This window comes from Bradyrhizobium sp. LTSP849 (assembly GCF_000938255.1).
Taxonomy (GTDB): domain Bacteria; phylum Pseudomonadota; class Alphaproteobacteria; order Rhizobiales; family Xanthobacteraceae; genus Bradyrhizobium.
The window spans coordinates 25,000-49,423 of sequence record NZ_JYMR01000053.1 but is presented as its reverse complement, the minus strand read 5'-3'; the positions used below and the strand labels follow the sequence as shown (position 1 = coordinate 49,423).

Here is a 24,424-nt window from a genome sequence, read left to right as displayed (position 1 = left end):
CTCAGGACAGACTCGGCGCCGAGGTCGCAAACTGCTCGTCCTGGATCTTGGCCGGCAGTGCCTTGTGGACCCTGGCATAATCGATCACATCGGCCAGCAATTTGAGGCCGAGCGGAGCCAGCGCACGCTCCCACAATTCCCGCGCCGTCTCGCCCTTCCTGACGAAGCACCAGTCCTGCGCGGCGATGGCGCCGGCGTCCATGCGGTCGGCCAGATGATAGATCGTGCCACCGGCGATCGGATCGCCTTCCTTGATGGTCCATTCCACGGCGGCCTTGCCGCGGTGACGGGGCAGCAGCGAAGGGTGATAGCCGATCCCGCCGAGCTTCGCGGCAGCCAGCGCGTCCTTGCCGATCCGGGCGTGGCTATGCGCCGTGATGATCAGGTCGGTGTCAGGGGCGATCTCGGAGGCGACCACCAGCTTCGGATCGGCCTGGACCGCCACCTCAATGCCGGCCGCCTTCGCGGTCGTGGCCAGGCGATCCTCGGCGTCGGTCACAACGACCCGCACGATCGAGACGCCATGCTCCCGGAGCATGTTCAGGGTGGTCACGCCGAAATGGCGGGAGCCGACGAGGGTAATGCGCATGGCTGTCTGATCCGTCTCGCAACTGCGTCGTTCCCCGATAACACGTCAGGCCGCCCTGTCACCACCCGCGGCGCGTTTGCGCCGGTTATCAACAATGCGCGGGGCCCAAGGGGCAATGAACTCCGCGGTTGCGCAGCCGCCCGCTCCGGTGCTTCCATGCGTGTATTCCACCAGCTCGGAGCGGGCGAATGCGAAGCGTGTGGCTGATCCTTCTCGCCGGATTGATCGCGACAGCGCCCGCTCATGCCGGCGGGCCGCCGTACCCGGCGGTGCCGCCCGAGGTCGGGGTGGCGCCCTTTATCGGTCCGACCTGGGACAATTATCGCTGCACCCAGGGGCCCGTCACCAATTTCTATCACGACGCCTATTACGGCGAGGAGCCGCCGGCGCTCTACCGCGGCTACGCCTACAGGCCGTATTACCGCTACAGCGCCTACCGCAGGCTGCCGCGGACGTATTTTTGCGTGACGGGCTAGCGTTGCCGCAGGGCACCACCGACGGCAAATCGTCGAGGCGCCGGTTCCTGTGGTTCATTTTGGACAGACGGAATCCGCCTCGCCGTTAGAATTCAGCCCTACCGGGGCTGGTGACATTTGATTCCGCATCCGTTTTCGAACCCGGCTTTGGCCGCTGGCCTACTCGCCAGCGGCTTTTTCGTGCCGCGTGTCGAGAAATCATCTGACGGTAATACGTTCTCAACCTGGCTGTCGTATCGACGAATCCGTCGCGGATTAGTATTGCGTACCGCGACACCAAAAACGTCCTGCCGGCGCGGGCGCGCTGCGCGGGCCTTTTTGCCGGGACCGATTTCATGCCGAGCGCGATTGAGCAGATCGTCGACACCTATGTGCGGTTGAAGAACCGCCGTGGCCTTGACCAGCTGATGATGCACAGACAGCGCCTCGCGGTCGATCTGAAGAGCAAATCCGGTTATGATTTCAGCCTGCCGATCGGCCAGATCGATGAGGAGATCGCGATCATCGAGGCAGGGCTGAGCCGGCTGAAGGCGGATGCGGCCGATCTCGCAGCGACCCGACCTCTCTGACGGGCTCAGTCGCGCTTGCCGCCGTCGATGACGGTGAACAGTGGCCGCGCCGGGGTTGGTTCGACCAGGAGCTCCTCCACCAGCGCGGTTGCCGCATCGACATATTTGCGGGTCGGCTTGTCGAGCTGACGCTTGGCTTCGTCCTCGAGCGCGATCTTGGCAGCCTCGACCAGCTTGCGCATCCGCGTGGCGTGATCGTCGCCGGCCGTCAGTGTCGCGCGCGCCAGCGAGCGCAGCACGAACAGCTCGCCCTCGAGGCGGAGCAGGCGGTCGTTCAGCCTGGTGAGGACGGCGTTGAGGTCGGGCATCTCTGGCACTTGCTGATCGAGGTCCTTTCCGATCTAGCGGCGATCGGTGAACGGAGTGCAAATGCCGATGGTGCAATTGGGTTGAATCTCGGACGCCCCGCGGCGCCCGTGATGCCATTGATGTGACCGAATGTGACGCCGCAGGCGCGTAGGCGAGGCCAGTTCCCGAACCATATGAGAGGGCAGGTGGACGTCTGGAGCTCCTGCGATGCGGTCTATTCTGGTCTTGGTCCTCTTGATTTCAGCGTGTGCGCCGGCAGCCGCCGCGCCGGCTGGTCGCGCCCACCCACGTCATCCCGTCGTCGTCCGTCCGGCCGAGGACGCGCCCGTGCCGCCCGGCTGGTACAAGTTTCCCGGCCGCCCGCCGATCCCGCCGTCGGAGAACAGGAATCTCGACCCGTCCAATTTCGGCGGCGGCTAGTTCACGCCGCGGTCTTTCACGCCGCAGTTCTGGCGAGATAGTCGCGCGCGAAGGCGAGATACCAGTCGAGGCAGGCGGGATTGGCCATCGCCTCCTTGTTGATGACCTTCTCCACGGGCTGGCCGAGCAGGAGTTTCTTGATCGGCAGCTCCTGCTTCTTGCCGGACAATGTGCGCGGGATCTCGGCAACGGCAAATATCTCGTTCGGCAGGAAGCGGCGTGACAGACCGGCCTCGATCGCCTTGTTGATCTTCGCTTTCATCGCGCCATCGAACGCGACGCCATCGCGCAACACGACGAACAGCGGCATGTAGCTGTCGCGGCCGAGATATTCGAGGTCGACGACGAGGCTATCGAGCACCTCCGGCAAGGCTTCGATCGCCGAATAGAGCTCGCTCGTGCCCATGCGCAGGCCGTGCCGGTTGATCGTCGCATCGCTGCGGCCATAGATCACGCAGGAGCCGTCCGGATTGACCTTGAGCCAGTCGCCGTGCCGCCACACCGGCCCGCGGCCGCTGCCGTCGAAATTGTCCGGATAGGTCTCGAAATAGCTGGCGCGATAGCGCACCTCGCCCTTGTCGTTCCAGAAATAGAGCGGCATCGACGGCATCGGCTCGGTGCAGACGAGCTCGCCGACCTCGTCGATGACAGCGCGGCCCTGTTCGCTGAAGGCTTCGACGGCGGCTCCCAGCAGCCGGCACTGCATCGCGCCCGGCGTCTGCGGGAGTTCGCGGTTGCCGCCGATGAAGGCGCCGGCGAAATCGGTGCCGCCGGAGATGTTCGCCCACCAGATGTCGGCCTGCGCCTTGCTGCCGTTGGTCTTCGACAAGCCAGCGAAGCGCTCATTGAACCAGGCCTGTGTGTCGGCGCTGAGCGGGGAGCCGGTCGAACCGAGGCATCGCAGCTGCGCAAGATCGCCGGCGGTAGTGAGATCCACTTCGGCCTTGGCGCAATTGGCGAAGAACGCCGCGCCGGCGCCGAAGAAGGTCGATTTCGATTGGGCCACGAAGCGCCACGACGTGGTCCAGTCCGGCTTGTCCTTTGCACCGCCCGGACTGCCGTCGAAGATGCAGCAGGTGGTGCCGCTGAGCAGGCCGCCGACCTGCGAATTCCACATGATCCAGCCGGTCGAGCTGTACCAGTGATAGCGTTCGCCGAATGAGTTTGGATGATAGGAGCAGCCGAGGTCGTTGTGCAGGCCGAGCAACGCCAGCACGACGATGACGATGCCGCCATGGCCGTGCACGATCGGCTTGGGCAGGCCCGTGGTGCCGCTGGAATAGACGATCCAGAGCGGATGATCGAACGGCAGCCAGATCGGCTCGAACGCGTCGATCGCGGCACCTGTCGTTGCGACAATATCGGAGAGCAGGGCGTCCGGCGCTGCGACCGCGCCACAGTCGCTGTGCAGAATGACATGCTCGACCGTCGGCAACGACCGCCGGAGCTCCTTGAGAACGTCGCGCCGATCATGCTGCCGGCCGGCATAGGTGACGGCGTCGCAAGCGATCAGCACCTTTGGTTCGATCTGCTTGAAACGGTCGATCACGGCTGGCGCGGCCATGTCGGGCGCGCAGACGCTCCAGACTGCGCCGATGCTGGCAGCCGCCAGGAATGCGATGATGGTCTCGGGGATGTTGGGCAGATAGGCCGCGACGCGGTCGCCGGGCTTGATGCCCTTGTCCTTCAGATGCAGCGCGAGCGCGGCGGCCTTGCGCCGCAGCTCCGGCCAGCTCGTCTCGGTCAGTTTCCCGTCCTCGCCGCCGCTGACGATCGCGGGCAGGCCCACGGCCTCGGCCGCCTCAACATGCCGAAACACTTGGCGTGCGTAGTTGACCTGCGCGCCGGGAAACCAGACCGCGCCGGGCATCTTGCGCTCGGTGATGACGGCCGCAAACGGCCTCGGCGATTGCAGATCGTAATAGTCCCAGATGCTGCGCCAGAATCCGTCGAGATCGCGCACCGACCATTGCCGCATGTCCTCGTAATTCGCGAAGGTGAGGCCGCGATGCGCGGCGAGCCAATTGCGATAGAGGGCGATCTGGGAAACGAAAGGAGCGGTCATTGGCATGTCGGCTTCAGTTGCGGGGAGGGGGAGTTTATCCGGTGTCGCGGCATAGCAGAAGTCGCGGTTTTCGCAGATGGCATTGATCGGGAGTTGGGTTTGCATGCGCCGGGAGGGTGTTGGGCGCCGCTGCTTCAGCGAGCTCGTCATTGCGAGCGGGGCGAAGCAATCCAGAATCCCTCCGCGGCGGCAGTCTGGATTGCTTCGCTCCGCTCGCAATGACGGAGTGTGGGGCGCTATGTCGCTCATTCTCTCAAATCGCAGACGCACTTACGCCTTCTCGCGGCGTGTCCACCCGAGCTTTGCTTCCTCGCATCGCCCTCATCGAAACAAGGGCGCAGGGAAGGCCGGGCGCCGGCTGGCACCCGAGATCCGTGCGCTGGAAAAAATGCACACGGGTTGGACCACAGGTCAGCCAATCGCCCGGCCTTCCCTGAGCAATGGTTTACGGCTTACTTCGCGCTCTCCCCGGGGAGCGATGCACTATTGCCCCCGTCGCCTTGCGGATGGCTGATGCGCGCGCCCGGTCGGGCGCCACACATCACCACAAGACTTGACGCACAGACTCCGGGCGTCAGGACCACACGACTTCGCCGTCCGCGCACGCCTTCGCTGGGACTCCGAGAGCTGGCGTGTGCTCACGCCCGAAGCCATGCGAAGACGCTGTCAGCGTCGTGTCGTCCGCGCGAGGGCATTGCTCACGGGAAATCCCGCCCTGCAAAGCTCCTCGCGCCCGACGCCGTCGCGTCCATCGCTCCCGGCCCGCGGTTCGTGACGATCGCGATCCGCCCCTTGTCTCGGGCCAGGGTGTTTTGTCTGTACGATAAATCCGAATTTCGGTAAAGTAGAATATATTTGCAGGGGAGGATTGACAGGCGCGGTGGGAATTTTGCGCGAAGCGGTTTGCCCGACGAACTACCGGCGTCAAAGACAATTCGTAGCCCGGATGAGCGAAGCGACATCCGGGTCTTCCAGCAACCATTGTCCAGGGTATAGCTTCGCTCACCCGGGCTACGATCTACGCGGCTACGTGCGATCGTTCTCGACGATAGCCATAAGCAAGAGGACCAGCCGGGCGCCTTCGACGCAGGTCACCTCAGGATCGATCGTGCAGGCGTAACTCCTGACTTCATCTATCATCTCTCGCGCGCGCTCATCAACACCGCACCCCATCGTCTTCCGAAATCTCGTCATGAGATCGGTATTCGCTGAGATCTGCACTGCAAGCGGGGCGAGCTCTTCGCGACTGCGCATGGCTTGGCGGGGCAGCGGAGGCGCATTGCGCTGAGACGTTGCTGGTTGGGAACTGAAGAGTTTCAGAACTCCCTTGATCTTAATTTCCTCTTGCGCCACTTGGGTCGCCTCAGCCTACCACCCCACGCCCGCCCAGCGTCGTCCAAACACGGCCGGCTTTGTCTTCACCGCCTGCCAGCCGAAGAAATGATGCTTGCCGGACCAGCTGTGCACCTCGCCGCTACAGATACTGCATTTGAAGCTGCCGGCGTGCGGCTCGGCGTGCTCCTCCCGTGTCGCGGTGTAGTTCATGCTGCAACCGGGGCAGGTGAATTCTTCGATCGTCCAGATGCTGTTGGCCATTGCACCACAATTGTTTTTTGTGACCTTGAGACAAAGCGTAGGTGCGAGCCTTTGCATCGACGTAAACCGGCCGTCGGAAATCCGGTTAATCGCCGTTAGCCAAACCCCGGCTCCGGTCGCCGGCCTTGCAAGGTTTTCCCGGCACGCGGAGCGCCCGTCAGTCCAAATCACACCGCCGGTCGGTCCAAGCGCGCCCTTGATCGGACAGCTAGATTTCATCGCCATCGCCTCGGTCGGGAGGCGTGTAAAGGGGGTGTGTCATGGGGAAGAAACTGATTTTGACGGCTGCGCTGTTGTCGCTGGCAACGCCGGCCTTTGCGGCCGACATCATTGAGCCCGCGCCGGTGGTGAAGGCGCCGATTGCGCCGGCGCCGATCTTCACCTGGACCGGCTTCTATATCGGTGCCCATGGCGGCGGCGCTTGGAGCAAGTGGAGCGGCATGGACCCGACCAACCCGGCGGCCGGCTGGAGTTCGGTGACCGCCAGCGGCGGCGTGGTCGGCGGCCAGATCGGCGGGAACTACCAGATCAGCAATTTCGTGGTGGGCCTTGAGGGCACGGGCGCCTGGTCCAGTGTCACGCTCAACAGCAACAGTCCGTTCGGCGGCGGCGCCGGCTTCACCTTCTCGCTGAAGAACGACTACATCGCCACGGTGGCTGGCCGCTTCGGCGTCGCCTTCGACTATGTGCTGCTCTACGCCAAAGGCGGCGCGGCCTTCACCCGCGACAAATACTACGCCAATAATGGCCTTGCGGGCGCGTTTGCAGGCTCCGCCGCAGGCGCGTTCAACCGTACCGGCTGGCTTGCCGGCGGCGGTGTCGAATGGATGTTCATGCCGAACTGGTCGGTGAAGGCCGAGTACAACTATATGGGCTTCAGCGCGATCAACGAACTGCCGGTGACGACAGGCAATCTGGTGGCGACGCCGGCGAATGTGAAGCTGAACATCCAGACCGGCACGGTGGGTGTGAACTATCACTTCTAGGCCGGCGCCCGGGCCGGCTTCGCATAGCGGCTCTATCTCGACGCGGCCGGCCCCCGGGGACCGGCCATAGTCCCGGTCGTCTTGACGCCCGGCTCGTTGCTGGCAATAACGCTACCCCGCGCAAGTGCCGGAACCCGCGTCGATGCCGCAAGGAAAGCCGTGCCTGTGAAAAGTCTGCGTCAGCTCCTGACGGGCGAGGACGTCATACAGCTTGTGATCCGGCTCGGCCTGTTGGCGCTGCTGATCATCTGGACATTCCTCATCATCCGGCCGTTCGTGCCGATCCTGGCCTGGAGCGCCGTGCTTGCGGTGGCGTTCTATCCGGCTTTCAGCTGGGTCGCCAAAATCCTCGGCGGCCGGCCCAAGACCGCGGCCGCCATCCTGACCCTGATCACGCTCGGCATCGTCCTCGGCCCGGCGACATGGCTCGGCGTGAGTGCCGTGGACGGGGGCAGGGAGCTGGCCCATCAGCTGAGCACAGGTGACCTCGCGCTTCAGGCGGCGCCGGAGGCGATCAAGTCATGGCCGTTGATCGGTCCGACGTTGTTCGAGCTGTGGGATCAGGCCTACAACAACATCCGCGCGGTGCTGCGCGAGGTCGCGCCCTATCTTCAGCCGCTGGCGGGACCGCTGTTGTCGCTCGCAGGCGATGCCAGCCTCGGAACACTCCAGTTTCTGGTCTCGGTGTTTGTCGCCGGCTTCCTGTTTCCGCACGGGCCCCGGCTGGTTGCGGCCGGGCGCGCCTTCCTGACGCGCATCGTGCCCGAGCAGGGCGAGCATTTTCTCGAGCTCGGCGGCGCCACCATCCGCGCGGTGGCGCAGGGCGTGATCGGCGTCGCCATCGTGCAGGCGCTGCTTGCCGGCATCGGCTTCAAGCTTGCGGCCGTGCCGAGCGCCGGCCTGCTCGCCTTCATCGTGCTGTTGCTGTCGATCGTGCAGATCGGCGCGTTCCTGGTGCTGCTGCCGGTGATCATCTGGATCTGGACCGCCAAGGACGTCACCACGGCGCTGGTGCTCACCGTGTTCCTTGTCGTTGTCGGTTTCCTCGACACCATGTTGAAGCCGCTCGTGATGGGACGCGGTCTCAACACGCCGACGATCGTGATCTTTGTCGGTGTGATCGGCGGCACGCTCGCCCATGGTATCGTCGGCCTGTTCATCGGACCGATCATCCTGTCGGTGGCGTGGGAGATGGCGGCGGCGTGGATCCGGACGGAGGACCGGACGGAGGCGGTGAAGCGGAATGCACTGCCGCCAGCCGACGAGGTTCGTTAGCGCTGCAGGCCCTGAGGGGCTTGAGTGACATCTGCCGCACCTCGCACGCGTGTGGACAATTGCGGGCAGCGACGGTAACCGGAGCGGCCTCGAACTTGTCTAATGAAATAGACAAGTTACCATGGCCCGATTCTGTTCTCGATTACGGCAGCAATGGCGAAGTCTTCCAAGCTGGTTGCCGCGAAGCGCGGCAAGGTTCTGTTGGTCAGGCGGCGATCGGACGGCCTGTGGATGTTCCCGGGCGGCCGCAAGCGCGCGCGCGAGTCCGACAAGGACTGCCTGCGCCGCGAGATCAAGGAGGAATTGCCCAAGCTGAAGCTCGGCAGGATCAGCCTCTGGAAGGAAGTGACGGCCAGGAACAAGCGTTCCGGCCGGAAGATGAGCGACGCCATCTTCATTGCCAAGGGCGCCAAAGGCAGGCTTGCGATCGGCGACAAGAAGGAAATCGACCGCGCTGCCTGGCAGAAGCCTCGCGGCATCCGCCTGACCGCGACCTCGCGCTACATCCGCGATCGCCTGTTTCCGAGGAAGCCGCGGCGGCGGAGCTAAGCTCAATACCGCCCTGGGTGTGACAAATAGTCCTGTGCTGCCACTGCGAGTATGTGAACCAGTTCACATACTGTCTCTGAGCGAGCTGCTACGAAGGCGTCATTGCCTTACCAATTCATTTTCGTTGAAACGCCCCAGTGTCTCCAAGCACTGGGGTTTTTCGCGTCGGTCCCGTGCGTCAGCCCTGCCGGCGCAAGAACCCCGTGATCGTGACCATCTCCCAGATGCCGGCCGCCGCGAAGGGGTCGGCGCGGTTGAAGGCCTCGACCTCGGCGCGGCCGGGCGCTTCGATCAGAAACAGGCTGCCGATCATCGTTGCGCCGTCATCGGCCACCAGCGGTCCCGACATGACGATCTTGATGCCGAAGCGCGAGGGATCGCCGAGGAACGCCTTGTGGGCATCGTAATTGGCAAGCCGCGTCGGCAGTGCACCGGTGCGGTCGAGAGCATGGATGGCAAACAGCATGATGTCTCCGGGATTTTTTGGGGACGGCTGTCGTTTCAGCCGTCCCGATGCTTGATCAGGACTGGCGCGTCTACTTCGCGCCGAGCTTGCTGGCTTCCTCGAAGGTCGGGCAGGTGCGCTGCTCGAGCGGCTGGTCGAAGGGCTGGTAATTGTCTTTGGTGATGACGGTCGGCTTCAGCACGATCTCGGCGATCACGGGCTGTTCGCGCAGGGCGCGGATTGCCATCATGGTGCCGAGGCAGCCTTGCGCAAAGCCGTTGTAGTCGCCGCTCGCGAGCAGCTTGCCGGATTTGATGGCGTCGATGGCTTCCTTGGTGCCGTTGATGCCGATCACCTGGGCTTTCCGGTTGGCGCCGTCGAGCGCCTCGATCGCGCCGACCGCCATGGCGTCGTTGGCGGCGAGCACGCCGTCGATCTGCGAATTCGACTGCATCAGGTTTTCCATGACCTGAAGTGCCTGGAGCCGCTGATAGTTGCCTGGCTGCGAGGCCAGCAGCTTGGCGCCCGCGTTCTCCTTCAGCGCGTCGTTGAAGCCGCGGACACGGTCGACATTGGTGAGCGAGCCCTTGACGCCCTCGATGATGACGATGTTGCCTTTGCCGCCCAAGGTCTTGAGCAGGAAGCGCGCGGTCTCGAGCCCCAGGCTGTAATCGTCGGCGCCGATGAAGGAGAGGAATTTGCCGCCGGCGGAGCGGTCGGTGATGTTGACGACGGGGATTTTTGCGTCGTTGATTTTCTCGACCCCGGGCACCATCGCCTTGTAGTCGACGGGCGTGAAGACGATCGCGCTCGGCTTCTTCACCACGACGTCTTCGATCTGGCTGAGCTGCTCCGGAATGGAGTCGGGCTTGGTTGGGATGTATTGCAGCGTCTTGGCGTTGAGCGTCTTGGCCATGTTGTCAGCGCCGACCCGAACCGTCTGGAAGAACGGGTTGGTCTGATTTTTCGTGAACACGGCGATGGTCTCGCCGTCCGCGCGGGCTTGCGTGGTGAATGCGGCGGCCATCAGCAGCGGCAGTGCAATATAGCCCATTTTTTGTTTCATGTGATCTCCATCCCTCATTTTGGTTTGTTGGATTGCTTGAAAATTCCTTACGTCCGGCGTCGGGTCTTCATGTCGAGCCAGACCGCGAGAATGACGATGATGCCGGTGACGAGCGGTTGCCAGTTGGCGCTGACCGACAACAGGTTCATGCCATTCAGCACCAGCGTCAGGATCAGTGCGCCGATGAAAGTGCCGAACACGGTGCCGACACCGCCGAACAGCGAGGTGCCCCCGATCAGCACGGCCGCGATTGCCGGCAAGGTCAGGCTCTCGCCGATGTCGGCCTCCGCGGAATTGAGCCGCGACAGGAAGATGATCGAGGCAAGCCCCGCCATGGTGCCGGAGACGGCGTAGACGAGCAGCAGGCGCCGCGCGACCGGGATGCCGGAGAGGCGCGCGGCGACCGGATTGGCGCCGATCGCATAGATCTCCTGGCCCCAGATCGTGCGCTGGGCAAACAGCGTTCCAATGCCGAGGAACACCAGCAGCAGATAGACCGGGATCGGCAGGCCGAACAGATAGCCGCTGCCGATCTGGCGGAAGCCGGCCGGGAAGCCATGGAGGGTTTCGCCCGCCATGTACCAATAGGTCAGGCCATTCAGCACCCAGAGCATGCCGTAGGTGGCGATGAAGGAGGGGATGCGCAGCGCCGTCACCATGACGCCGTTGAGCAGCCCGACGATGCCGCCGCAGGCAAGCCCCGTCAGGATCCCAAGCGTTGGCGATCCGGTGGTGTGGATCACGGTTCCGGCGACGCAAGCCGACAGCGCGACATTGGCGCCGACGGAGAGATCAAGGCCGGCGGTGAGCACCACCAGCGTCAGGCCGGAGGCGATGAAGAAGGTCAGGCTCGCTTGCCGCAGCACGTTGAGGATGTTGCCGAGGCTGAGGAACGAGTCGTTCAGCATCGCCAGCGCGGCGCAGATCAGGAATACGGCGAGCAGGCGGTAAAACAGCTGAATGGCGTCCTGGGACAGGAAGGAGCGCGGCGGCGACAGGGCGTCCTTGGTGATGTCGGTCATGCCCGGCTCCGCAGGCCGTCGAGGAAGAGGGCAACGATGACGAGGACGCCGACGCTTGCGACCTGCACCGAGGAGGGCATCGAGATCAAATTGAGCCCGTTGCGCAGCACGCCGACGGCGATGACGCCGAGCAAAGTGCCGAGCAGCCAGCCATTGCCGCGTTCGAACGAGGTGCCGCCGACCGCGACTGCGGCAATCGCATCGAATTCGAGCCCGAGGCCTGCGGTCGGATGCCCGGAATTCATGCGGGCGGTCATCAACAGGCCGGCGATGCCCGCCATGGTGCCGCCGATGGCGTAGACCGCGATCAGCAGCCGGTTGGGCGAGAGGCCGGCATATCTGAGTGCCTCGCGATTGCCGCCGAGCGCGAACACGTAGCTGCCGAAGCGGGTGTGATAGAGCAGGCCATGAAAGGCGGCATAGGTCACGAGCGCCATCACGATCGGCACGGGAATGCCGAGCAGGGTGGCGGAATAGATATCGCGGACGGTGTGGGGAATGCCGACTACGCTCTGGCCATCGGAGACGATCAGCGACAGGCCTTGCGCCATACCGAGGGTGCCGAGCGTCGCGACGAAGGGCGGTATGCCCAAAATTGCGACCAGCCAGCCGTTGATCGTGCCGAAGGCGGCGCCGACGGCGATGCCGGCGCACAGCCCGAGTAGCATCGATTGGGTCGCGAGCGAGACGATGGCGACGCAGAGCGAGGTCAGCGTCAGCACCGCGCCCATCGAGAGGTCGAGCCCCTCGGTCATGATGATAAGCGTCATCGGCAGCGCCAGCATGGTCAGGATGGTCGACTGCACCAGCACGTTGGAAAGATTAGCCGCCGAAAGAAAGCCCGGCGCAATCGCGCCGAACAGCACGATCAATGCGACCAGCACGATGGCGACGCCGGGAATGCGCTGGAACGGATTGGGTTGTGAAACGACCGCGGCCTCACGCATGATGCATCCCCAATCGCACGATGTTCTCCTCGGTCAGCTCATTGCGTGCCAGGTGCCCGGCGACGCGGCCCTCGCGCATCACATAGGCGCGGTCGCAGACATGGCAGATCTCGACCTGCTCGGAGGAGATCATCAGGGCTGCGGCGCCTTCGGCGACCAGCCGGTCGATCAACGCAAAAATTTCCGATTTGGCGCCGACGTCGATGCCGCGTGTCGGCTCGTCGAAGATGAAAAGCTTGGCGCCGGCAGCCAGCCATTTGCCGATCACGACCTTCTGCTGGTTGCCGCCGGACAACAGCCCTACGGTCTGGCGCGCGCTTGGCGTGGCGATGCGAAGCTGCCGGATCAGGCCGTCGGCAGTGCGCTGGCCGCTGCGCGGATCGAACAGCCCGCTCGGAAACAGCTTGCGTAGCGCCGACACCACGAGATTGTCGCCGACCGAGCGGAGCAGCGCGAGACCCTCGCTCTTGCGGCTTTCGGGGATCAAGGCGATGCCGCGGCGGGCGGCGACGTCAGGCTCGCCCGAGATCGGCTTGCCATCGAAGATGATCTCGCCCGAGGTCGTAGGGTCCGCGCCGAAGATGGCGCGCGCCACTTCGCTGCGGCCGGATCCGACCAGGCCACAGAGGCCGACGATCTCGCCGCGGCGCACCTCGATGTTGATATCGGAGATTCCGCTCGACGAGGTCAGGCCCTTGACCTGGAGCAGCAGCTCGCCGGGCTTGTCAGCGAAATTGCGCGGATAGGTCATGTCGACGGTGCGGCCGACCATCATGCGGACGAGCTGGTCCGGCGTGACGTCGGCGGGGCGAACGCCGTCGATGCGGCGGCCATCGCGCAAGACCGTGATGCGGTCGCCGAGCGAAAACACTTCGGCCATGCGGTGCGAGATATAGACGATGGAGACTCCGTCGGCCTTCAGCCGCGCGATCAGTGCGAACAGCAGCTCGGTCTCGCGGTCGGAGAGCGCGGCGGTCGGCTCGTCCATGACCAGGATGCGCGCGTTCTGGCTGATGGCCTTGGCGATCTCCACCATCTGCTGCTGGGCGACGCCGAGCGTGTTGACGATGACGGAGGGATCGATGTCGAAGCCGATCATGTCCAGCAGGCGCTTGGCATCGGCCAGGATCTTGCGGCGGTCGATGGTGCCGGGGATGCGGCCCTTCGGCTCGCGTCCGAGGAAGATGTTCTGCGCGATGTCGAGATAGGGGACCAGCGAGAATTCCTGGAAGATCACGGCAATGCCGAGTTTCTGCGCGTCCGCGGTGGACGTGATCGTGACCTTCTCGCCCTTATGGAAGAACTCGCCGGCGTCGGCCTTATAGGCACCGCACAGGACCTTCATCAGGCTGGATTTGCCGGCGCCGTTCTCGCCGAGCAACATGTGCACTTCGCCCGGGTAGAGCGCGAAGGAGACGTCATCCAGCGCCTTGACGCCGGGAAATTCCTTGCTGATGCCGCGCAGCTCCAGTAGCGGCGTCGCGGTCACCTCGTTGGGCGCGGGAGCCATCTGCAACGCTGTGCTCATGGCCGCGCTCCCGCAAAGATCTTGCCGGGATTCATCAATCCGTCAGGATCGAGCGCCGTCTTGATCGAGCGCATGACGTCGACGGCTTCGCCGAGCTCATCGGCGAGATAGTCGATCTTGCCGAGCCCGATGCCGTGTTCGCCGGTGCAGGTGCCGTCCATCGCAATGGCGCGGGCGACCATGCGGGCCTGAAGCGCCTTGGCACCGTCAATCTCTTCAGGCTTGACGGGATCAACCAGGATCAGCATGTGGAAATTGCCGTCGCCGACATGGCCGACGATGGGCGCGGTGAAGCCGTGCTCGTCGGCGTCGCGGCGGGTGTCGGTCAGGCATTCGGCCAGCCGCGAGATCGGCACGCAGACATCGGTGATGACGGCGCGCGCGCCGGGCCGCAGGCCGAGGCCGGCATAGAGCGTGTTGTCGCGGGCATGCCAGAGCCGGCTGCGGTCCTCCGGCGCCTTGGCCCATTTGAAGCCGCGGCCGCCATGCTCGGCCGCGATGGACTGCGCCAGCTCAGCCTGCTCGGCGACGGCGCTCTCCGAGCCGTGGAATTCGAAGAACAGCGTCGGCGCCTCGCGATAGCCGAGTTTTGCGTAGGCATTGATGCCGCGCATCATGACGTCGTCGAGGAGCTCCACGCGCGCCACCGGAATGGCGGCCTGGATGATTTCGATCGCGGTATCCACGGCGTGGTGCAGAGTGTCGAAGCTGCACACCGCCGCCGAGATCGCCTGGGGCAGCGGATGCAGTTTCAGCGTGACCTCGGTGATGATCCCGAGCGTGCCTTCCGCGCCGACAAACAGCCGCGTCAAATCGTAGCCCGCGGCCGATTTGCGGGCGCGCCTGGCGGTGCGGATCACCCGACCGTCCGCCAGCACCACTTCGAGCGTCGTGACGTTGTCCTTCATGGTGCCATAGCGCACCGCCATGGTGCCGGACGCGCGCGTGGACGTCATGCCGCCGATCGAGGCGTCGGCGCCGGGATCGATCGGGAAGAAAAGTCCGGTGCCGCGCAGCTCGGCATTGAGCTGCTTGCGGGTGATGCCGGGCTGAACCACGACGTTCATGTCGCTGTCGTAAACCGTCAGCACCTTGTTCATGCGCGCGAAGTCGATGCAGACGCCGCCTTCGACCGAGGATGCGTTGCCCTCGAGCGAGGTGCCGGCGCCAAACGGCACGATCGGCATGGCCGCGCCGACGCAGAGCTTGACGATCTCAGCGACCTCTTGTGTCGACTCGGGATACACGACGATGTCCGGGGGCAGGGCGCGATAGTAGGACTCGCTCTGGCCATGCTGATCGAGCACGCCGCGTGCGACGCTCGTGCGCGGACCGATCACGCCTGTGAGGCGTTCAGCCAATGCGGCTATGCTGACCCGCGGTCCCATCGTCTCTCCCCGTCTTCCGTCCTTGTGCGGACTGTTGTCAGTCCGTTCGGTCTCTCTCCGGCTTACGCCGCTTTTGCGTTGCTTGCGACCTGCTTCAGGCCGAAATCATAGTTGAGATGGAAGTAGGCGCTATCCACCATGCGACCATCCGGCGCACGGCCGGCCGGGCAGCGCTCGAAATCATGGATCAGGCTGTCCTTGACGCCGAACACCACGTCGGAGTCGAGATATTTGTCGCCGGCCACAAACACATGCGTCACCAGCTGCTCGAAGCCCGGCGCCGAGATCATGAAGTGCACATGAGCGGGGCGCCAGGGATGACGCCCCTGTGCTTCCAGCATGTCGCCGACCGGGCCGTCATGCGGGATCGGATAGGCGGCAGGCTTGATCGACCAGAAATGGAAGCGGCCGTTGGCGTCGGTATGGAAGCGCGCGCGCATCGCGAGATCGCCGATCTCGTCGAGCTGCTGCACGTCGTAATAGCCGTCATTGTCGGAATGCCAGACGTCGACCACGGCGCCTGCGAGCGGCCGGCCATCGACGGTCGAGACCGAGCCCGTGACGATCATGGGATCGCCTTCCATGGCGCCGGAGATATCGTCGCCGTTCTGCTTCTCGGGCGCGGCCTGGACGAAGAACGGGCCGAGCACCGTCGTCTCAGTGGCGCCTTCCGGCACCGGATGATTGATCGCATCGACCAGCATGGAGACGCCGAGCGTATCCGACAACAGGATGAATTCCTGACGCTTGTCGTCGCACATGTGGCCGGTCCGGGTCAGGAAGTCGATGCCTAACTCCCATTCCTTCTGGGTCGGACGAACCTCGCGCACGAAGGCGTGGAGGTGACGCACCAGCGCCTCGCTGACTTGCTTGATACGCGGATCGGTCGCCCCAGTGATGCGCTCAAGCACTGCGTCGGTGATCGTGTTTTCGTTGAAGTTACGCAAGTGTGCCTCCGTCGATCAGAGTTTGGGCTCGCCAAGGCCGGACAACCGTTCGAGATGCTTGACGGTCGCGATGAAGTCGGTCTCACCGTCGCCTTGCGCGACCAGCGCGCCATAGGTCTCGCGTACCTGGGCTGCGAGCTGCAACGGCACGCCGACGGCGTGGCCGGCGCCGAGGATGAGATCGAGGTCCTTGGCCATCTGCTTGCAGGAGAAGGACGAGACGAAGTCGCGGGTGCGCAGCGGCGCGGTCTTGTACTTCACCATGGGGGAGGCGACCGCGCTCTCGTCCAGTACCTTCAAGATATCCTGCCAGCCGATGCCGCCCTTGCGCGCCAGCGCCAGGCTTTCGGCCATCATCGCGGCCGAGACAGCGATCATGAGATTGACCGCGAGCTTTGCGTAGCGCGCCTCCTCGCTGGGGCCGAGATAAGTCTGCGCGCGGGTAAAACTCGCGAACAGCGGCTTGGCGTTTTCAAAGGCGTCCTTGGGCCCGGAAACGAAGCAGCTCAGTGCGCCCGTATGGACGATGCTGGCGTTGCCGGAGACCGGCGCCCGCAGATAGGCGATCCCGCGGGCCTGCGCGGCGGCGTCGACTTCGGCCGAGGCCTCGGCGCTGACCGTGCTGGTCTCGATCAGGACCGATTTTGGCGCCATCGCACTGACGAGGCCAGTCGGTCCGAGCATCACGGCGCGCAACGCTGCATCGTCGGGGAGCGATGTGATGACCACCGGGCGGCCATTGACTGCGTCGGCCGGCGAGCTCGCAACCGCAATCCCGTGTTCGCGGGCCTCGTTGAGACGCGCTGCGCTCTGATCGAAAGCGGTGACGCTGTAGCCGGCCTTGGCGACGAGCTGCGACATCGGCAGGCCCATCTTGCCGATACCGATGAAGGCGATGTGTTTGGTTGTGTCAGTCATTTTTGTTGTCCGTTGGCCGCTATCTGGCGGCGTGGCCTTGTCGTTCGATGTCCTGCACCAGCCGCTGGCCGGATCGGGCGAGCAGCTCTTTTTTCTGCGCCAGCCCGTCGACCAGTAGTTTTCCGTTCCGCTTCTTCCAGCAGCCTCCGATCATCACCGACTCGATATTGGCGAGGCTCGTCTGCATCACCACGGTGGCGACGGGATCGTGGACCGGAAAGAGGTTGAGATCGTCGGCGTTGATGACCACGAGATCGGCAAGCTTCCCCGGCGTCAGTGAGCCGATCTGGCTCTCGCGGCCGAGCATGCGCGCGCCTTCGGTGGTGATCCAGCGCAGGGCCTCGCGTGCCGGGATCGTTGTCGTCGCCGGAATGGTGCCCTGGCTCTTGCGTGACTCGGCGTTGTCGAGCGCGCGCTGCATCGACAAAGCGACGCGCGCGGCGGAGAAGAGATCGCCGGCCAGCACGGATTCCAGATCGATGCCGATGGTGGGCCGGACGCCGCGTTTCAGTAGCCGACCGGTGATCGGAAAGCCGTGACCCTGGATCATCTCGTTCTCCGGCGTCACCGAAAACGATGCGCCGAGATCGATCAGCCGTTGCAGGAGTTCGTCAGGCAGGTCGTTGCCGTGGACGATGTTGACGTGGGGGCCGACCAAGCCCGCTTCGATCAGCTTTTCCCAGCCGCCGGGAGTCTTCGCCGGACCGCCGCCTTGATGCATCGAGGCGATCAGGCCAAGCTCCCGCGCCAGTCGGAAATCATGCATCGACACCTCAAGTGTCGAATAGTGCGGACCAAGGATCGCGAGCCCAAGCGTGACGAGGCCATTGCGGTCCGCCAGGGGACCCGCCAGCAGGCGTTCGACCTCGCGGCGCGGGTGGGGCACCTCCGAGAAGTGCGGCTCGCCCGGCTTCGGCTCGGGCTTGGGCGAGCCGTGGAAGAAGGCGGCGCGGATGCCGCTCTCGATCAGGCCGCGCACGGCCGCGTCGGTATGCGCCGGTGTCGGGTTGTTGTGGCACCAGTCGACCAGCGTGGTTGCGCCGCAATTGATCTGGTTCAGCGCGCCGGCGAGCGTGGCGATGTAGATGTCGTCGGGCCCGAACAGTGTCGCGAGCCCCGCGTGCATGCGGCGGAAATATTCGAGCAGCGTCCAGTTCGCAGCATAGCCGCGCAACGCCGTTTGCCAGGTGTGCATGTGCGCGTTGATGAGCCCGGGGATGACGATGCGCCCCCGGCCGTCGACGATCTCGGCATCAGAGGCGTCGATGCCGGGGCGGACGTCGGCGATCCGTCCATTCTCGACCAGCACGTCACCGGCACGGAGATCGCCGATCGAAGCGTCCATGCTGATGATTGTTGCGGATCTGATCAGGGTGCGCTGCATCTCAATCAGGCCACAGCTTTGGTTGCGACCGGCGGCTCGCCGGCCCAGGCGCGCGCGATCAGGTCCCGGATGGCGCTACGCTCGAGCGGGCGCGGATTCCAGTAGGCGTTGGTGACTGCGAGGTCGGCCGCCTTGTCGATGCCGCTCTCGGGCATGCCGATGTCGCGGAGCGCCAGCTTTGCGTTGAGCCGCCTGGCGAGATCGTAGAGACCTTGCGCCGCATCGGCCTCTCCGATCGCGCGCGAGATCCGCGCCATCGCCTCGGGCACCGCGGGCGCATTGTAGGCCAGTGCATGCGGCAGGACGATGGTGTGGGTCTCGGCATGCGGCAGGTCGAAGGTGCCGCCGAGGGTGTGGCAGAGCTTGTGATGCAGCGCCATGCCGACGGTGCCGAGGCATACGCCGCACAGCCAGGCCCCATAGAGCGCATCGCTGCGGGCGGCGCGATCGTCGGGTTTGGCCGCAATGGCGGGCAGGGCATGCGCCAGCGCGCGGATGCCTTCCTCGGCCATCAGGGAGGTGACGGGATTGGTGTCGCGCGCGTAGAGCGCTTCCACCGCATGTGCGATGGCGTTGATGCCGGAGGTGGCGGCAAGCCCCACCGGTAGCGTCAGGGTCAGATCGACGTCGTAGATTACGGTCTCCGGCAGAACGGCTGTGTCGCGCACCGTGGTCTTCAGGCCGTTTTCGGTCTGACCGAGGATCGGGGTCATCTCCGAGCCGGCATAGGTGGTAGGAATACAGAGCTGGTTGATTCCGGTGCGCAGGGCGAGTGCCTTGCCCAAGCCGGTGGTCGACCCGCCGCCGAGCGCCACCACGCAATCGGCATCGCAGGCTTTCATCGCTGCAAGCGCCCGCTCGGTCACCTCGACGGGCGTGTGCATCGTGGCGCCTGCAAAGATGCCGGCATAAAGCGGGCCGAGCGCGGAGCCAAGCTTGGTGCCCTGCGCCTCCTGCTGCGGCGTGGTCAGCACCAGTGCGCGCTTGCCGCCGAGGCGCTCGATCTCGGCCTTGGCCGAGGCAAGCGTTCCGCTGCCGAACACGACGCGGCAGGGCAGATTTTCAAAGGTGAACGAACCGATCATGCGCCGGTCTCTTTCATGGGATAATCGACCTGGAACCGACCGATCCGCAAGTCGCCGAGCTCTTCCCGCACCCGCAGGTGTTCCGGATGGGTGGCGTAGGCCTTCAGGGCCGCACTGTCGGTAAACTCGGAGACCAGCACAACGTCGCAGGCATAATCGACATCGCTGACATCGACGCCGACCTCGATATGGGTAAGGCCGTCGATCCGGCCTTTGAGGCCCTCAAACAGGGTTTTGACCTTGGTGCGGGCCGCGGAGCGCTCCGCGGATGTCTCCCCGCGCAGCCGCCACATCACGATGTGCTTGATCGGGCCCGACATTTCCCAGATTTCCTCGCCTGCATCTTGCTTGTTGGGCCCATTTTGCATTGCAGAAATCGGAAATAAAGGTCAAATTTCGTAAGTCTCTTTTCCAGTATGAGGAAGAATGGACCGGCTTCTCCAGCTCGAGGTTTTCGCCAGGACGGCCGAACTCGGCAGCCTCTCCAAGGCTGCCGACATCCTGCGGATGTCGAACGCGGCGGCGAGCCGGCACCTGAGTGCGCTGGAGGAGCGGCTCGCGGTCCGGCTGATCGAGCGCAACACACGCCGGCAATGGCTGACCGAGGCAGGGCAGGAGTTGTTGCAGCGATGCAGCACGCTCCTGAACGAGCTCGCCGAAGCCGAAGATGCGGTCAGCGACCGAGCGCTGTCGCCCAAGGGCATGCTGCGCGTCACGAGCTCGCTGTCCTTTGCGATGATCTACATGGCGCCGATGCTGCCGGCGTTTCGCAAGCTCTACCCTAAGCTCGACGTTCAGATCATCGCTGCCAACCGCTATCTGGACTTTATCGAAGCCGGCATCGACGTCGCGATCCGCACCAGGGAGCAGGAGCCGGATTCCAACATCATCATCCGTCGCATCGGACAGATGCGCCGGGTGCTGGCGGCAGCACCTTCCTATATCGCCACACACGGCCAGCCCGAGCATCCCGCCGATCTCGCGCGTCATGACATGCTGATCTACAACCTTGCCAACGACCCTTATTCGCTGCGGCTTCAGCAAGGCAATATTGCGCAGACCGTGCGCATCGCGCCGACGCTGGACAGCAATGACGGCCAGGTCATCCGCGGCGCGGCGCTTGCGGGCCTCGGCATCCTGATCCAGCCGCTTTACATCGTGCAAGGCGACATCGCGGCCGGGAAGCTCGTGCCGGTGCTGATGGATTGGGAGCTGCCGCTGCTCACGATGAACGTGGCCTATCAGAACCGCGTCCGGCTGCCGGCCAAGATCAGGGTGTTCTCGGATTTCCTGGTCGGCCACATCCGCACGCATTCCGATGCCGGGATCTGGATAGAGGCGACGTCCTAAGCGCTACTCCGATCGCTCCTGCACCCGTGCCCGTGCGCTGGACGACCGCGACCGGGGAGCCATACGCGGTTCCGGCGGGGCAGCACGCCTGATCGCGTCGGCCTCGTGCTGTTCCTTGCGCGCTTTTCGCGCGCTTCGCATCGCGCGCTTGATGAAGGGATGTTGCGAGTCCTCGGCGAAAAACAACACGACTTCGCAACTGGGGCACTGTCGGGAATAGCCATCCTGCAACCGCCCCGCGCGATCGCGAAACATCGTCTTGCAGCGCGTGCACTGGACCTGGACGAAGCTCATGGGTGGGCAATCAATGATGATTGGAAATCAGCCGGCAGGGTGAGCCCGAAGGTCTGAAGAAAGGTTGAAGGCTGGTTACGACGTGATCGCGTGTTTTCTCGGCGGCACTCGCGGATTGCGCGATCAGCCCGCCGCGACAGGCGGCAGGCTCAGTTCGTCAAAACAGCCCAATCAGGCGCTATTGCTTGGCAGCCAGCGCGTTCAGACAATGGTTGAGATAGTCGGTGCGATCCCTGGGCAGCACCTTGTCGAGATCCGCCTTCAGGGCGCATTCGCGCTGACGCATCTGCTCGGCGCGGCGTTTTTCGGCCGCCTCACGATATTCGGGAGCGACCTTGGTGGGATCGACGAGGGCCTGTGACCGGGCGGGAGCCGTTGCAGCCAGCGCAATGGCGGTGATGAAAATGAGGTATTTCAAAATGAGCCTCCGTAAAAGGCTCATCCTAGCGCGGAGCGTCGGAACGCTCAAACCGGAACTGGGGTGGAGAGATTGCCGGTATCTGCTTCCGCCTCATGCACCGCAGCGCGCTAACCGCGCGCAGCACGGTGCCAAGGCTGTGCAAGACATGACGTTTGCCGAGTGAGGTCCATCACTTCGGGGCGTGGTCGATCTTGTGCCCCAAATGCCCGGTGTCGTGATCGCGACGCAACTGGCTCAGCGACGTCTCGTTCAACTGATGCAGGACCTCACTGAGCTGGGTCGCATCGGGATAACCGGCCGCAAAGCCCTTGCCGTAGATCTTGCGCAAAGTACCGACCAGCGTGTTGCCGTGCTTCTTGCCGATCGCGCCATCCTTGTCCCGATGGCGACCATCCAGGCCCGGTTCCTTCATGTCTCTCTCCCTGCGGCGTCTGCGCGCCTGAGGAGAGCGTGCTCCCAAACCGGTTGATTGGCAACGGTGCGGCACTCAGGGCTAGCTGATGGCACCGCGACAGCGCTGCTTTCGCTTCCATCTCGTAGCTGTGAACCCGCTACAGATTGTGCCGGAACAATCGGCGCATCAGATAACAGCGAGCGGCTGCGCGATTGGAGCTGATGCGATGCGGTCTGTTTTGGCGGTGAGTTTCCTGATCGTCCTGTGCACCTCTGCAAACGCTGCAATGGTGCGTCACTCTCGTGCCCGCCAACCGGTGGTGGAACGTCCGAGCGCGGATGTGAATTCGCGGGCGCGTTTCGCGGTCCCCGGGTGGAGTGATGATGCAACGCAGCGATGGCTGAACAACGCCTCGTCCAATGTCGGCCGGGGCGGCTAACAACCGAAGGAGATGAGGGAGGCGGGGTGGCTAAGCGGCCTGTTCCTCAAACGAGGTATATACGCGACCATTTGGATCAACGATCTGAACGTCCCAGCACCCGTCCTGGATAAGCTCTTTGGCTTTCTTGAGGGCAGCGGCGAGTGACGGCCGCTTGAGGCTCACGATGCCTGCCGTGTCGAAACCGTTGATTTCAAACATGCCGCTCCTCCCGTTTTGTCGAATCCTACACTTTTCGCGTGAGTTGTCTGCGGCTTTTGTCGCGCTTTGAAGCAGGCTGCCCCATTCCTCAGGGGAGCACAACACTTTGCTTCGGTGAGAGCCGGGACACGCCGCGCGGGCAATTCCATCGCATAGCCCCGTAATCAGCCGGGGTGGCTGGGCATGCCAGGCGGTCACGTCGCTAACGTGGAATTAATCCGAAAACCCCACAATTCTAGGCAGTTGTGTAGATGGGTGCTGCGTAGAGGAGGCGTCGCGAGGACGTTCCGGCGACGGCTTCCTCTTGCTCCCTCACGTGAGGTCAATGCAGGTGACCACGATATCTGAAATGCATGGCCTGGTCGAACAATTCGACCCCGCAGCACTGGCACTCGCAGCCGCGGCATCCGAACCCGCAGCCCCGGAAGCTCCAGCACCGAGCAAGCGGTCCAGCAGGAAATCGATCCTGGCACTGTCGGTGTGCGCCTTGGCCATCAATGGCTCGGCGGCCATCTATACCTTGCCGTCTGATTTTCTGTCGCAGAATGTCAGCAATTTAGCTGAACTGCTTCCGCGGCGGGAAGCTTCCGCGCCAAAACCGGATCCGGTTGTCGCTGCCTTGAAGGATATTCAATCGGCCCAGCAGCATCAGGTCGCCTCGCTGCAGGAGATCAATTCCTCGTTGCAGCAAAATGCGGCTCTGCGGCAGCAGGATTCAACGATCCTCCTCTCTTTGCGACAGAGCATCACGGACGAACGGGTCGACGTGAAGAAGATATCGCCGCAGCTTTCGACGCTCATCGCGAAAATCGATGCGCTGCAAGGTGCAATGATGTCGGACGTCACGTCCTCCATTCGAAGAGCGCATGCTCGGTATGGACTGTCTGCCGCGATGCGCAAACGGCTGGTTCGGCAATCGAAATCTATAGGGCCCATTTCGGTTGGAGGAGCGCCCCTAACTGTGCCGGCTACAGTTTCAGCCCCGGAAAGCTGAAGGCACGTCAAGTCAAGCAAAACGCTTGGGACTGTGTCCGTGCTAGCTCGCCCGCAGGTCCACGCTGCGCGGGGCTTCATGTCAATCGATGCCGGCTGCATTCCGGATAGTGAGATGCACTGTCACCGCAATGTCGTCGGGACCGTACAGGGCGGTCGCTGCTTCAAAGTTCACTTCGGAGACTGCAATCCCGGCGAACTTAGCCATTCGCTGATATGTGCGCCGGTCTCGGCTTGCCGGGTTTTGCGGATTACTTGCTCACGCGCGATACCTGGCGGAAGCGAATTGGCTTCCTCGCGAAGGCGCTGCGTTTGTTCGGCAAGACGTTCTTCAAGGGATGCGGCTTGCTCGAAACGGCGTCGCTGTATGGCGCTGCTCCATTCCATCCGGGGAAGGGGCGCGAGCGCCGGTGGCGTTCTCATCACCGATAAAAGCCAAGGACCGTGCGGTGACCGGCCGAGTTTCGCATGTCCGGCACCGGACATATGGTCAATTCTGCTCATGCCGGAAAAGTTAACAAAGGCAAACCCGGCCCTAAACGAGAACCGGCCCATCTCCGAACGCGCGTCCGACGATGGGCCGTTCCGGGTGGATGGCGCGAAACTAGTATCGCGCCACAGACCACTATCTCAATCTCTGAGCTGCGTTGTGGTTCCTGGCCAGACGCGCCATCGTCGGTGTGGACAACACAACGCCGCCCGCTTGAAATCAACTCGCAGACGGCGCCGGTCCAGCCCCGGGAGGGAACTAACAAAATCCCGGCTTCT

At 63.8% G+C, this 24,424-nt stretch carries 28 protein-coding genes; 8 read left to right on the top strand and 20 right to left on the bottom strand.

The genetic code is table 11. The annotated features are described in order from the left end of the window. Position 1: 1 nt before the first annotated feature. Positions 2 to 589 (bottom strand): formyltransferase family protein, encoded by a 588-nt coding sequence (locus tag UB31_RS33850; protein WP_045013981.1) that lies wholly within the window; start codon positions 587 to 589, stop codon positions 2 to 4. A gap of 188 nt (positions 590 to 777) precedes the next feature. Between UB31_RS33850 and UB31_RS33845 the strand changes: the two genes are divergently transcribed. Together UB31_RS33845 and UB31_RS33840 are read left to right on the top strand one after the other, a co-directional pair. Beyond that, complete coding sequence (locus UB31_RS33845) at positions 778 to 1,065, top strand: hypothetical protein (RefSeq protein WP_045013980.1); 288 nt, start codon at positions 778 to 780, stop codon at positions 1,063 to 1,065. Positions 1,066 to 1,400: 335 nt separating this feature from the next. Beyond that, a complete protein-coding gene (locus UB31_RS33840; protein WP_045013979.1) occupies positions 1,401 to 1,634 on the top strand; it encodes a hypothetical protein in 234 nt (77 codons plus the stop codon). Positions 1,635 to 1,639: 5 nt separating this feature from the next. On the opposite strand, the gene UB31_RS33835 is transcribed toward UB31_RS33840, so the two are convergent. Beyond that, positions 1,640 to 1,942 carry a hypothetical protein gene (locus tag UB31_RS33835; RefSeq protein ID WP_045007465.1) on the bottom strand — a complete coding sequence of 101 codons (303 nt, stop codon included), beginning with the start codon at positions 1,940 to 1,942 and terminating at the stop codon, positions 1,640 to 1,642. 208 nt (positions 1,943 to 2,150) lie between these two features. On the opposite strand from UB31_RS33835, the gene UB31_RS33830 reads away from it, so the two are divergent. Then, a complete protein-coding gene (locus tag UB31_RS33830) occupies positions 2,151 to 2,363 on the top strand; it encodes a hypothetical protein (protein WP_045007464.1) in 213 nt (70 codons plus the stop codon). A 16-nt stretch (positions 2,364 to 2,379) separates the two neighbouring features. Here UB31_RS33830 and UB31_RS33825 read toward each other — a convergent pair whose 3' ends face one another. The 3 genes from UB31_RS33825 to UB31_RS33815 all read right to left on the bottom strand — a co-directional run bounded on the left by UB31_RS33825 (position 2,380) and on the right by UB31_RS33815 (position 6,024). Beyond that, on the bottom strand, positions 2,380 to 4,428 hold the full coding sequence (locus UB31_RS33825) for an acetoacetate--CoA ligase (RefSeq protein ID WP_045014175.1): 2,049 nt from the start codon (positions 4,426 to 4,428) through the stop codon (positions 2,380 to 2,382). 1,026 nt (positions 4,429 to 5,454) lie between these two features. Continuing rightward, positions 5,455 to 5,781 (bottom strand): hypothetical protein, encoded by a 327-nt coding sequence (locus tag UB31_RS33820; protein ID WP_156175670.1) that lies wholly within the window; start codon positions 5,779 to 5,781, stop codon positions 5,455 to 5,457. 15 nt (positions 5,782 to 5,796) lie between these two features. After that, complete coding sequence (locus UB31_RS33815; protein WP_045013977.1) at positions 5,797 to 6,024, bottom strand: hypothetical protein; 228 nt, start codon at positions 6,022 to 6,024, stop codon at positions 5,797 to 5,799. Positions 6,025 to 6,284: 260 nt separating this feature from the next. Between UB31_RS33815 and UB31_RS33810 the strand changes: the two genes are divergently transcribed. From UB31_RS33810 to UB31_RS33800, 3 genes are all read left to right on the top strand, one after another. Then, entirely contained in the window at positions 6,285 to 7,010 is a 726-nt protein-coding gene (locus UB31_RS33810) for an outer membrane protein (protein WP_045013976.1), read from the top strand. 159 nt (positions 7,011 to 7,169) lie between these two features. Then, positions 7,170 to 8,285: an AI-2E family transporter gene (locus UB31_RS33805; protein ID WP_045013975.1), complete on the top strand. Its 1,116-nt coding sequence runs from the start codon at positions 7,170 to 7,172 to the stop codon at positions 8,283 to 8,285. A gap of 153 nt (positions 8,286 to 8,438) precedes the next feature. Then, on the top strand, positions 8,439 to 8,834 hold the full coding sequence (locus UB31_RS33800) for an NUDIX hydrolase (RefSeq protein WP_045007461.1): 396 nt from the start codon (positions 8,439 to 8,441) through the stop codon (positions 8,832 to 8,834). Between the two features lie 178 nt (positions 8,835 to 9,012). Here the strand turns inward: UB31_RS33800 and UB31_RS33795 are convergent, their stop codons facing one another. The 11 genes from UB31_RS33795 to UB31_RS33745 all read right to left on the bottom strand — a co-directional run bounded on the left by UB31_RS33795 (position 9,013) and on the right by UB31_RS33745 (position 19,884). After that, positions 9,013 to 9,300: a YciI family protein gene (locus tag UB31_RS33795; RefSeq protein WP_045013974.1), complete on the bottom strand. Its 288-nt coding sequence runs from the start codon at positions 9,298 to 9,300 to the stop codon at positions 9,013 to 9,015. A gap of 70 nt (positions 9,301 to 9,370) precedes the next feature. Next, on the bottom strand, positions 9,371 to 10,345 hold the full coding sequence (locus UB31_RS33790; RefSeq protein ID WP_045013973.1) for a sugar ABC transporter substrate-binding protein: 975 nt from the start codon (positions 10,343 to 10,345) through the stop codon (positions 9,371 to 9,373). Between the two features lie 47 nt (positions 10,346 to 10,392). Next, positions 10,393 to 11,367 carry an ABC transporter permease gene (locus UB31_RS33785; protein WP_045013972.1) on the bottom strand — a complete coding sequence of 325 codons (975 nt, stop codon included), beginning with the start codon at positions 11,365 to 11,367 and terminating at the stop codon, positions 10,393 to 10,395. Continuing rightward, positions 11,364 to 12,314: an ABC transporter permease gene (locus UB31_RS33780; RefSeq protein ID WP_045013971.1), complete on the bottom strand. Its 951-nt coding sequence runs from the start codon at positions 12,312 to 12,314 to the stop codon at positions 11,364 to 11,366. Before UB31_RS33780 ends, UB31_RS33785 begins: the two co-directional genes overlap by 4 nt. Next, a complete protein-coding gene (locus UB31_RS33775; RefSeq protein WP_045013970.1) occupies positions 12,307 to 13,842 on the bottom strand; it encodes a sugar ABC transporter ATP-binding protein in 1,536 nt (511 codons plus the stop codon). Before UB31_RS33775 ends, UB31_RS33780 begins: the two co-directional genes overlap by 8 nt. After that, entirely contained in the window at positions 13,839 to 15,230 is a 1,392-nt protein-coding gene (locus UB31_RS33770; RefSeq protein WP_045013969.1) for an FAD-linked oxidase C-terminal domain-containing protein, read from the bottom strand. Before UB31_RS33770 ends, UB31_RS33775 begins: the two co-directional genes overlap by 4 nt. A 62-nt stretch (positions 15,231 to 15,292) precedes the next feature. Continuing rightward, a complete protein-coding gene (locus UB31_RS33765) occupies positions 15,293 to 16,177 on the bottom strand; it encodes an intradiol ring-cleavage dioxygenase (protein WP_045013968.1) in 885 nt (294 codons plus the stop codon). A gap of 15 nt (positions 16,178 to 16,192) precedes the next feature. Then, entirely contained in the window at positions 16,193 to 17,095 is a 903-nt protein-coding gene (locus tag UB31_RS33760; RefSeq protein ID WP_045013967.1) for an NAD(P)-dependent oxidoreductase, read from the bottom strand. A 19-nt stretch (positions 17,096 to 17,114) separates the two neighbouring features. Next, positions 17,115 to 18,479: an amidohydrolase family protein gene (locus UB31_RS33755; RefSeq protein ID WP_045013966.1), complete on the bottom strand. Its 1,365-nt coding sequence runs from the start codon at positions 18,477 to 18,479 to the stop codon at positions 17,115 to 17,117. A 5-nt stretch (positions 18,480 to 18,484) separates the two neighbouring features. Further along, positions 18,485 to 19,564 carry a maleylacetate reductase gene (locus tag UB31_RS33750; RefSeq protein ID WP_045013965.1) on the bottom strand — a complete coding sequence of 360 codons (1,080 nt, stop codon included), beginning with the start codon at positions 19,562 to 19,564 and terminating at the stop codon, positions 18,485 to 18,487. Further along, entirely contained in the window at positions 19,561 to 19,884 is a 324-nt protein-coding gene (locus tag UB31_RS33745; protein WP_045007450.1) for a Dabb family protein, read from the bottom strand. Before UB31_RS33745 ends, UB31_RS33750 begins: the two co-directional genes overlap by 4 nt. A gap of 106 nt (positions 19,885 to 19,990) precedes the next feature. Here UB31_RS33745 and UB31_RS33740 point away from each other — a divergent pair, with 106 nt between their 5' ends. Beyond that, a complete protein-coding gene (locus UB31_RS33740; RefSeq protein ID WP_045013964.1) occupies positions 19,991 to 20,914 on the top strand; it encodes a LysR family transcriptional regulator in 924 nt (307 codons plus the stop codon). A 472-nt stretch (positions 20,915 to 21,386) separates the two neighbouring features. Here the strand turns inward: UB31_RS33740 and UB31_RS33730 are convergent, their stop codons facing one another. The 3 genes from UB31_RS33730 to UB31_RS42320 all read right to left on the bottom strand — a co-directional run bounded on the left by UB31_RS33730 (position 21,387) and on the right by UB31_RS42320 (position 22,663). Next, positions 21,387 to 21,626, bottom strand: coding sequence for a hypothetical protein (locus UB31_RS33730; RefSeq protein ID WP_045007447.1), 240 nt, complete (start codon positions 21,624 to 21,626; stop codon positions 21,387 to 21,389). 172 nt (positions 21,627 to 21,798) lie between these two features. Beyond that, on the bottom strand, positions 21,799 to 22,041 hold the full coding sequence (locus tag UB31_RS33725; protein WP_045007446.1) for a hypothetical protein: 243 nt from the start codon (positions 22,039 to 22,041) through the stop codon (positions 21,799 to 21,801). A 451-nt stretch (positions 22,042 to 22,492) separates the two neighbouring features. Continuing rightward, positions 22,493 to 22,663, bottom strand: a complete 171-nt coding sequence (locus UB31_RS42320) for a hypothetical protein (RefSeq protein ID WP_197090883.1) — start codon at positions 22,661 to 22,663, stop codon at positions 22,493 to 22,495. 325 nt (positions 22,664 to 22,988) lie between these two features. On the opposite strand from UB31_RS42320, the gene UB31_RS33720 reads away from it, so the two are divergent. After that, positions 22,989 to 23,657 carry a hypothetical protein gene (locus UB31_RS33720; protein WP_045013962.1) on the top strand — a complete coding sequence of 223 codons (669 nt, stop codon included), beginning with the start codon at positions 22,989 to 22,991 and terminating at the stop codon, positions 23,655 to 23,657. A 170-nt stretch (positions 23,658 to 23,827) separates the two neighbouring features. Here the strand turns inward: UB31_RS33720 and UB31_RS42965 are convergent, their stop codons facing one another. Then, entirely contained in the window at positions 23,828 to 24,211 is a 384-nt protein-coding gene (locus tag UB31_RS42965; RefSeq protein ID WP_349643879.1) for a hypothetical protein, read from the bottom strand. Between the last annotated feature and the right edge of the window lie 213 nt (positions 24,212 to 24,424).

Bases quoted from the DNA above. Each gene is read 5' to 3' on its own strand.
- UB31_RS33840 (WP_045013979.1), top strand. From the start codon at position 1,401: ATGCCGAGCGCGATTGAGCAGATCGTCGACACCTATGTGCGGTTGAAG.
- UB31_RS33720 (WP_045013962.1), top strand. From the start codon at position 22,989: ATGCAGGTGACCACGATATCTGAAATGCATGGCCTGGTCGAACAATTC.
- UB31_RS33830 (WP_045007464.1), top strand. From the start codon at position 2,151: ATGCGGTCTATTCTGGTCTTGGTCCTCTTGATTTCAGCGTGTGCGCCG.
- UB31_RS42965 (WP_349643879.1), bottom strand. From the start codon at position 24,211: ATGGGCCGGTTCTCGTTTAGGGCCGGGTTTGCCTTTGTTAACTTTTCC.
- UB31_RS33795 (WP_045013974.1), bottom strand. From the start codon at position 9,300: ATGCTGTTTGCCATCCATGCTCTCGACCGCACCGGTGCACTGCCGACG.
- UB31_RS33790 (WP_045013973.1), bottom strand. From the start codon at position 10,345: ATGAAACAAAAAATGGGCTATATTGCACTGCCGCTGCTGATGGCCGCC.
- UB31_RS33750 (WP_045013965.1), bottom strand. From the start codon at position 19,564: ATGATCGGTTCGTTCACCTTTGAAAATCTGCCCTGCCGCGTCGTGTTC.
- UB31_RS33775 (WP_045013970.1), bottom strand. From the start codon at position 13,842: ATGAGCACAGCGTTGCAGATGGCTCCCGCGCCCAACGAGGTGACCGCG.
- UB31_RS33770 (WP_045013969.1), bottom strand. From the start codon at position 15,230: ATGGGACCGCGGGTCAGCATAGCCGCATTGGCTGAACGCCTCACAGGC.
- UB31_RS42320 (WP_197090883.1), bottom strand. From the start codon at position 22,663: ATGTTTGAAATCAACGGTTTCGACACGGCAGGCATCGTGAGCCTCAAG.
- UB31_RS33780 (WP_045013971.1), bottom strand. From the start codon at position 12,314: ATGCGTGAGGCCGCGGTCGTTTCACAACCCAATCCGTTCCAGCGCATT.
- UB31_RS33725 (WP_045007446.1), bottom strand. From the start codon at position 22,041: ATGAAGGAACCGGGCCTGGATGGTCGCCATCGGGACAAGGATGGCGCG.
- UB31_RS33740 (WP_045013964.1), top strand. From the start codon at position 19,991: ATGGACCGGCTTCTCCAGCTCGAGGTTTTCGCCAGGACGGCCGAACTC.
- UB31_RS33760 (WP_045013967.1), bottom strand. From the start codon at position 17,095: ATGACTGACACAACCAAACACATCGCCTTCATCGGTATCGGCAAGATG.
- UB31_RS33815 (WP_045013977.1), bottom strand. From the start codon at position 6,024: ATGGCCAACAGCATCTGGACGATCGAAGAATTCACCTGCCCCGGTTGC.
- UB31_RS33825 (WP_045014175.1), bottom strand. From the start codon at position 4,428: ATGACCGCTCCTTTCGTTTCCCAGATCGCCCTCTATCGCAATTGGCTC.
- UB31_RS33835 (WP_045007465.1), bottom strand. From the start codon at position 1,942: ATGCCCGACCTCAACGCCGTCCTCACCAGGCTGAACGACCGCCTGCTC.
- UB31_RS33850 (WP_045013981.1), bottom strand. From the start codon at position 589: ATGCGCATTACCCTCGTCGGCTCCCGCCATTTCGGCGTGACCACCCTG.
- UB31_RS33845 (WP_045013980.1), top strand. From the start codon at position 778: ATGCGAAGCGTGTGGCTGATCCTTCTCGCCGGATTGATCGCGACAGCG.
- UB31_RS33755 (WP_045013966.1), bottom strand. From the start codon at position 18,479: ATGCAGCGCACCCTGATCAGATCCGCAACAATCATCAGCATGGACGCT.
- UB31_RS33810 (WP_045013976.1), top strand. From the start codon at position 6,285: ATGGGGAAGAAACTGATTTTGACGGCTGCGCTGTTGTCGCTGGCAACG.
- UB31_RS33745 (WP_045007450.1), bottom strand. From the start codon at position 19,884: ATGTCGGGCCCGATCAAGCACATCGTGATGTGGCGGCTGCGCGGGGAG.
- UB31_RS33800 (WP_045007461.1), top strand. From the start codon at position 8,439: ATGGCGAAGTCTTCCAAGCTGGTTGCCGCGAAGCGCGGCAAGGTTCTG.
- UB31_RS33785 (WP_045013972.1), bottom strand. From the start codon at position 11,367: ATGACCGACATCACCAAGGACGCCCTGTCGCCGCCGCGCTCCTTCCTG.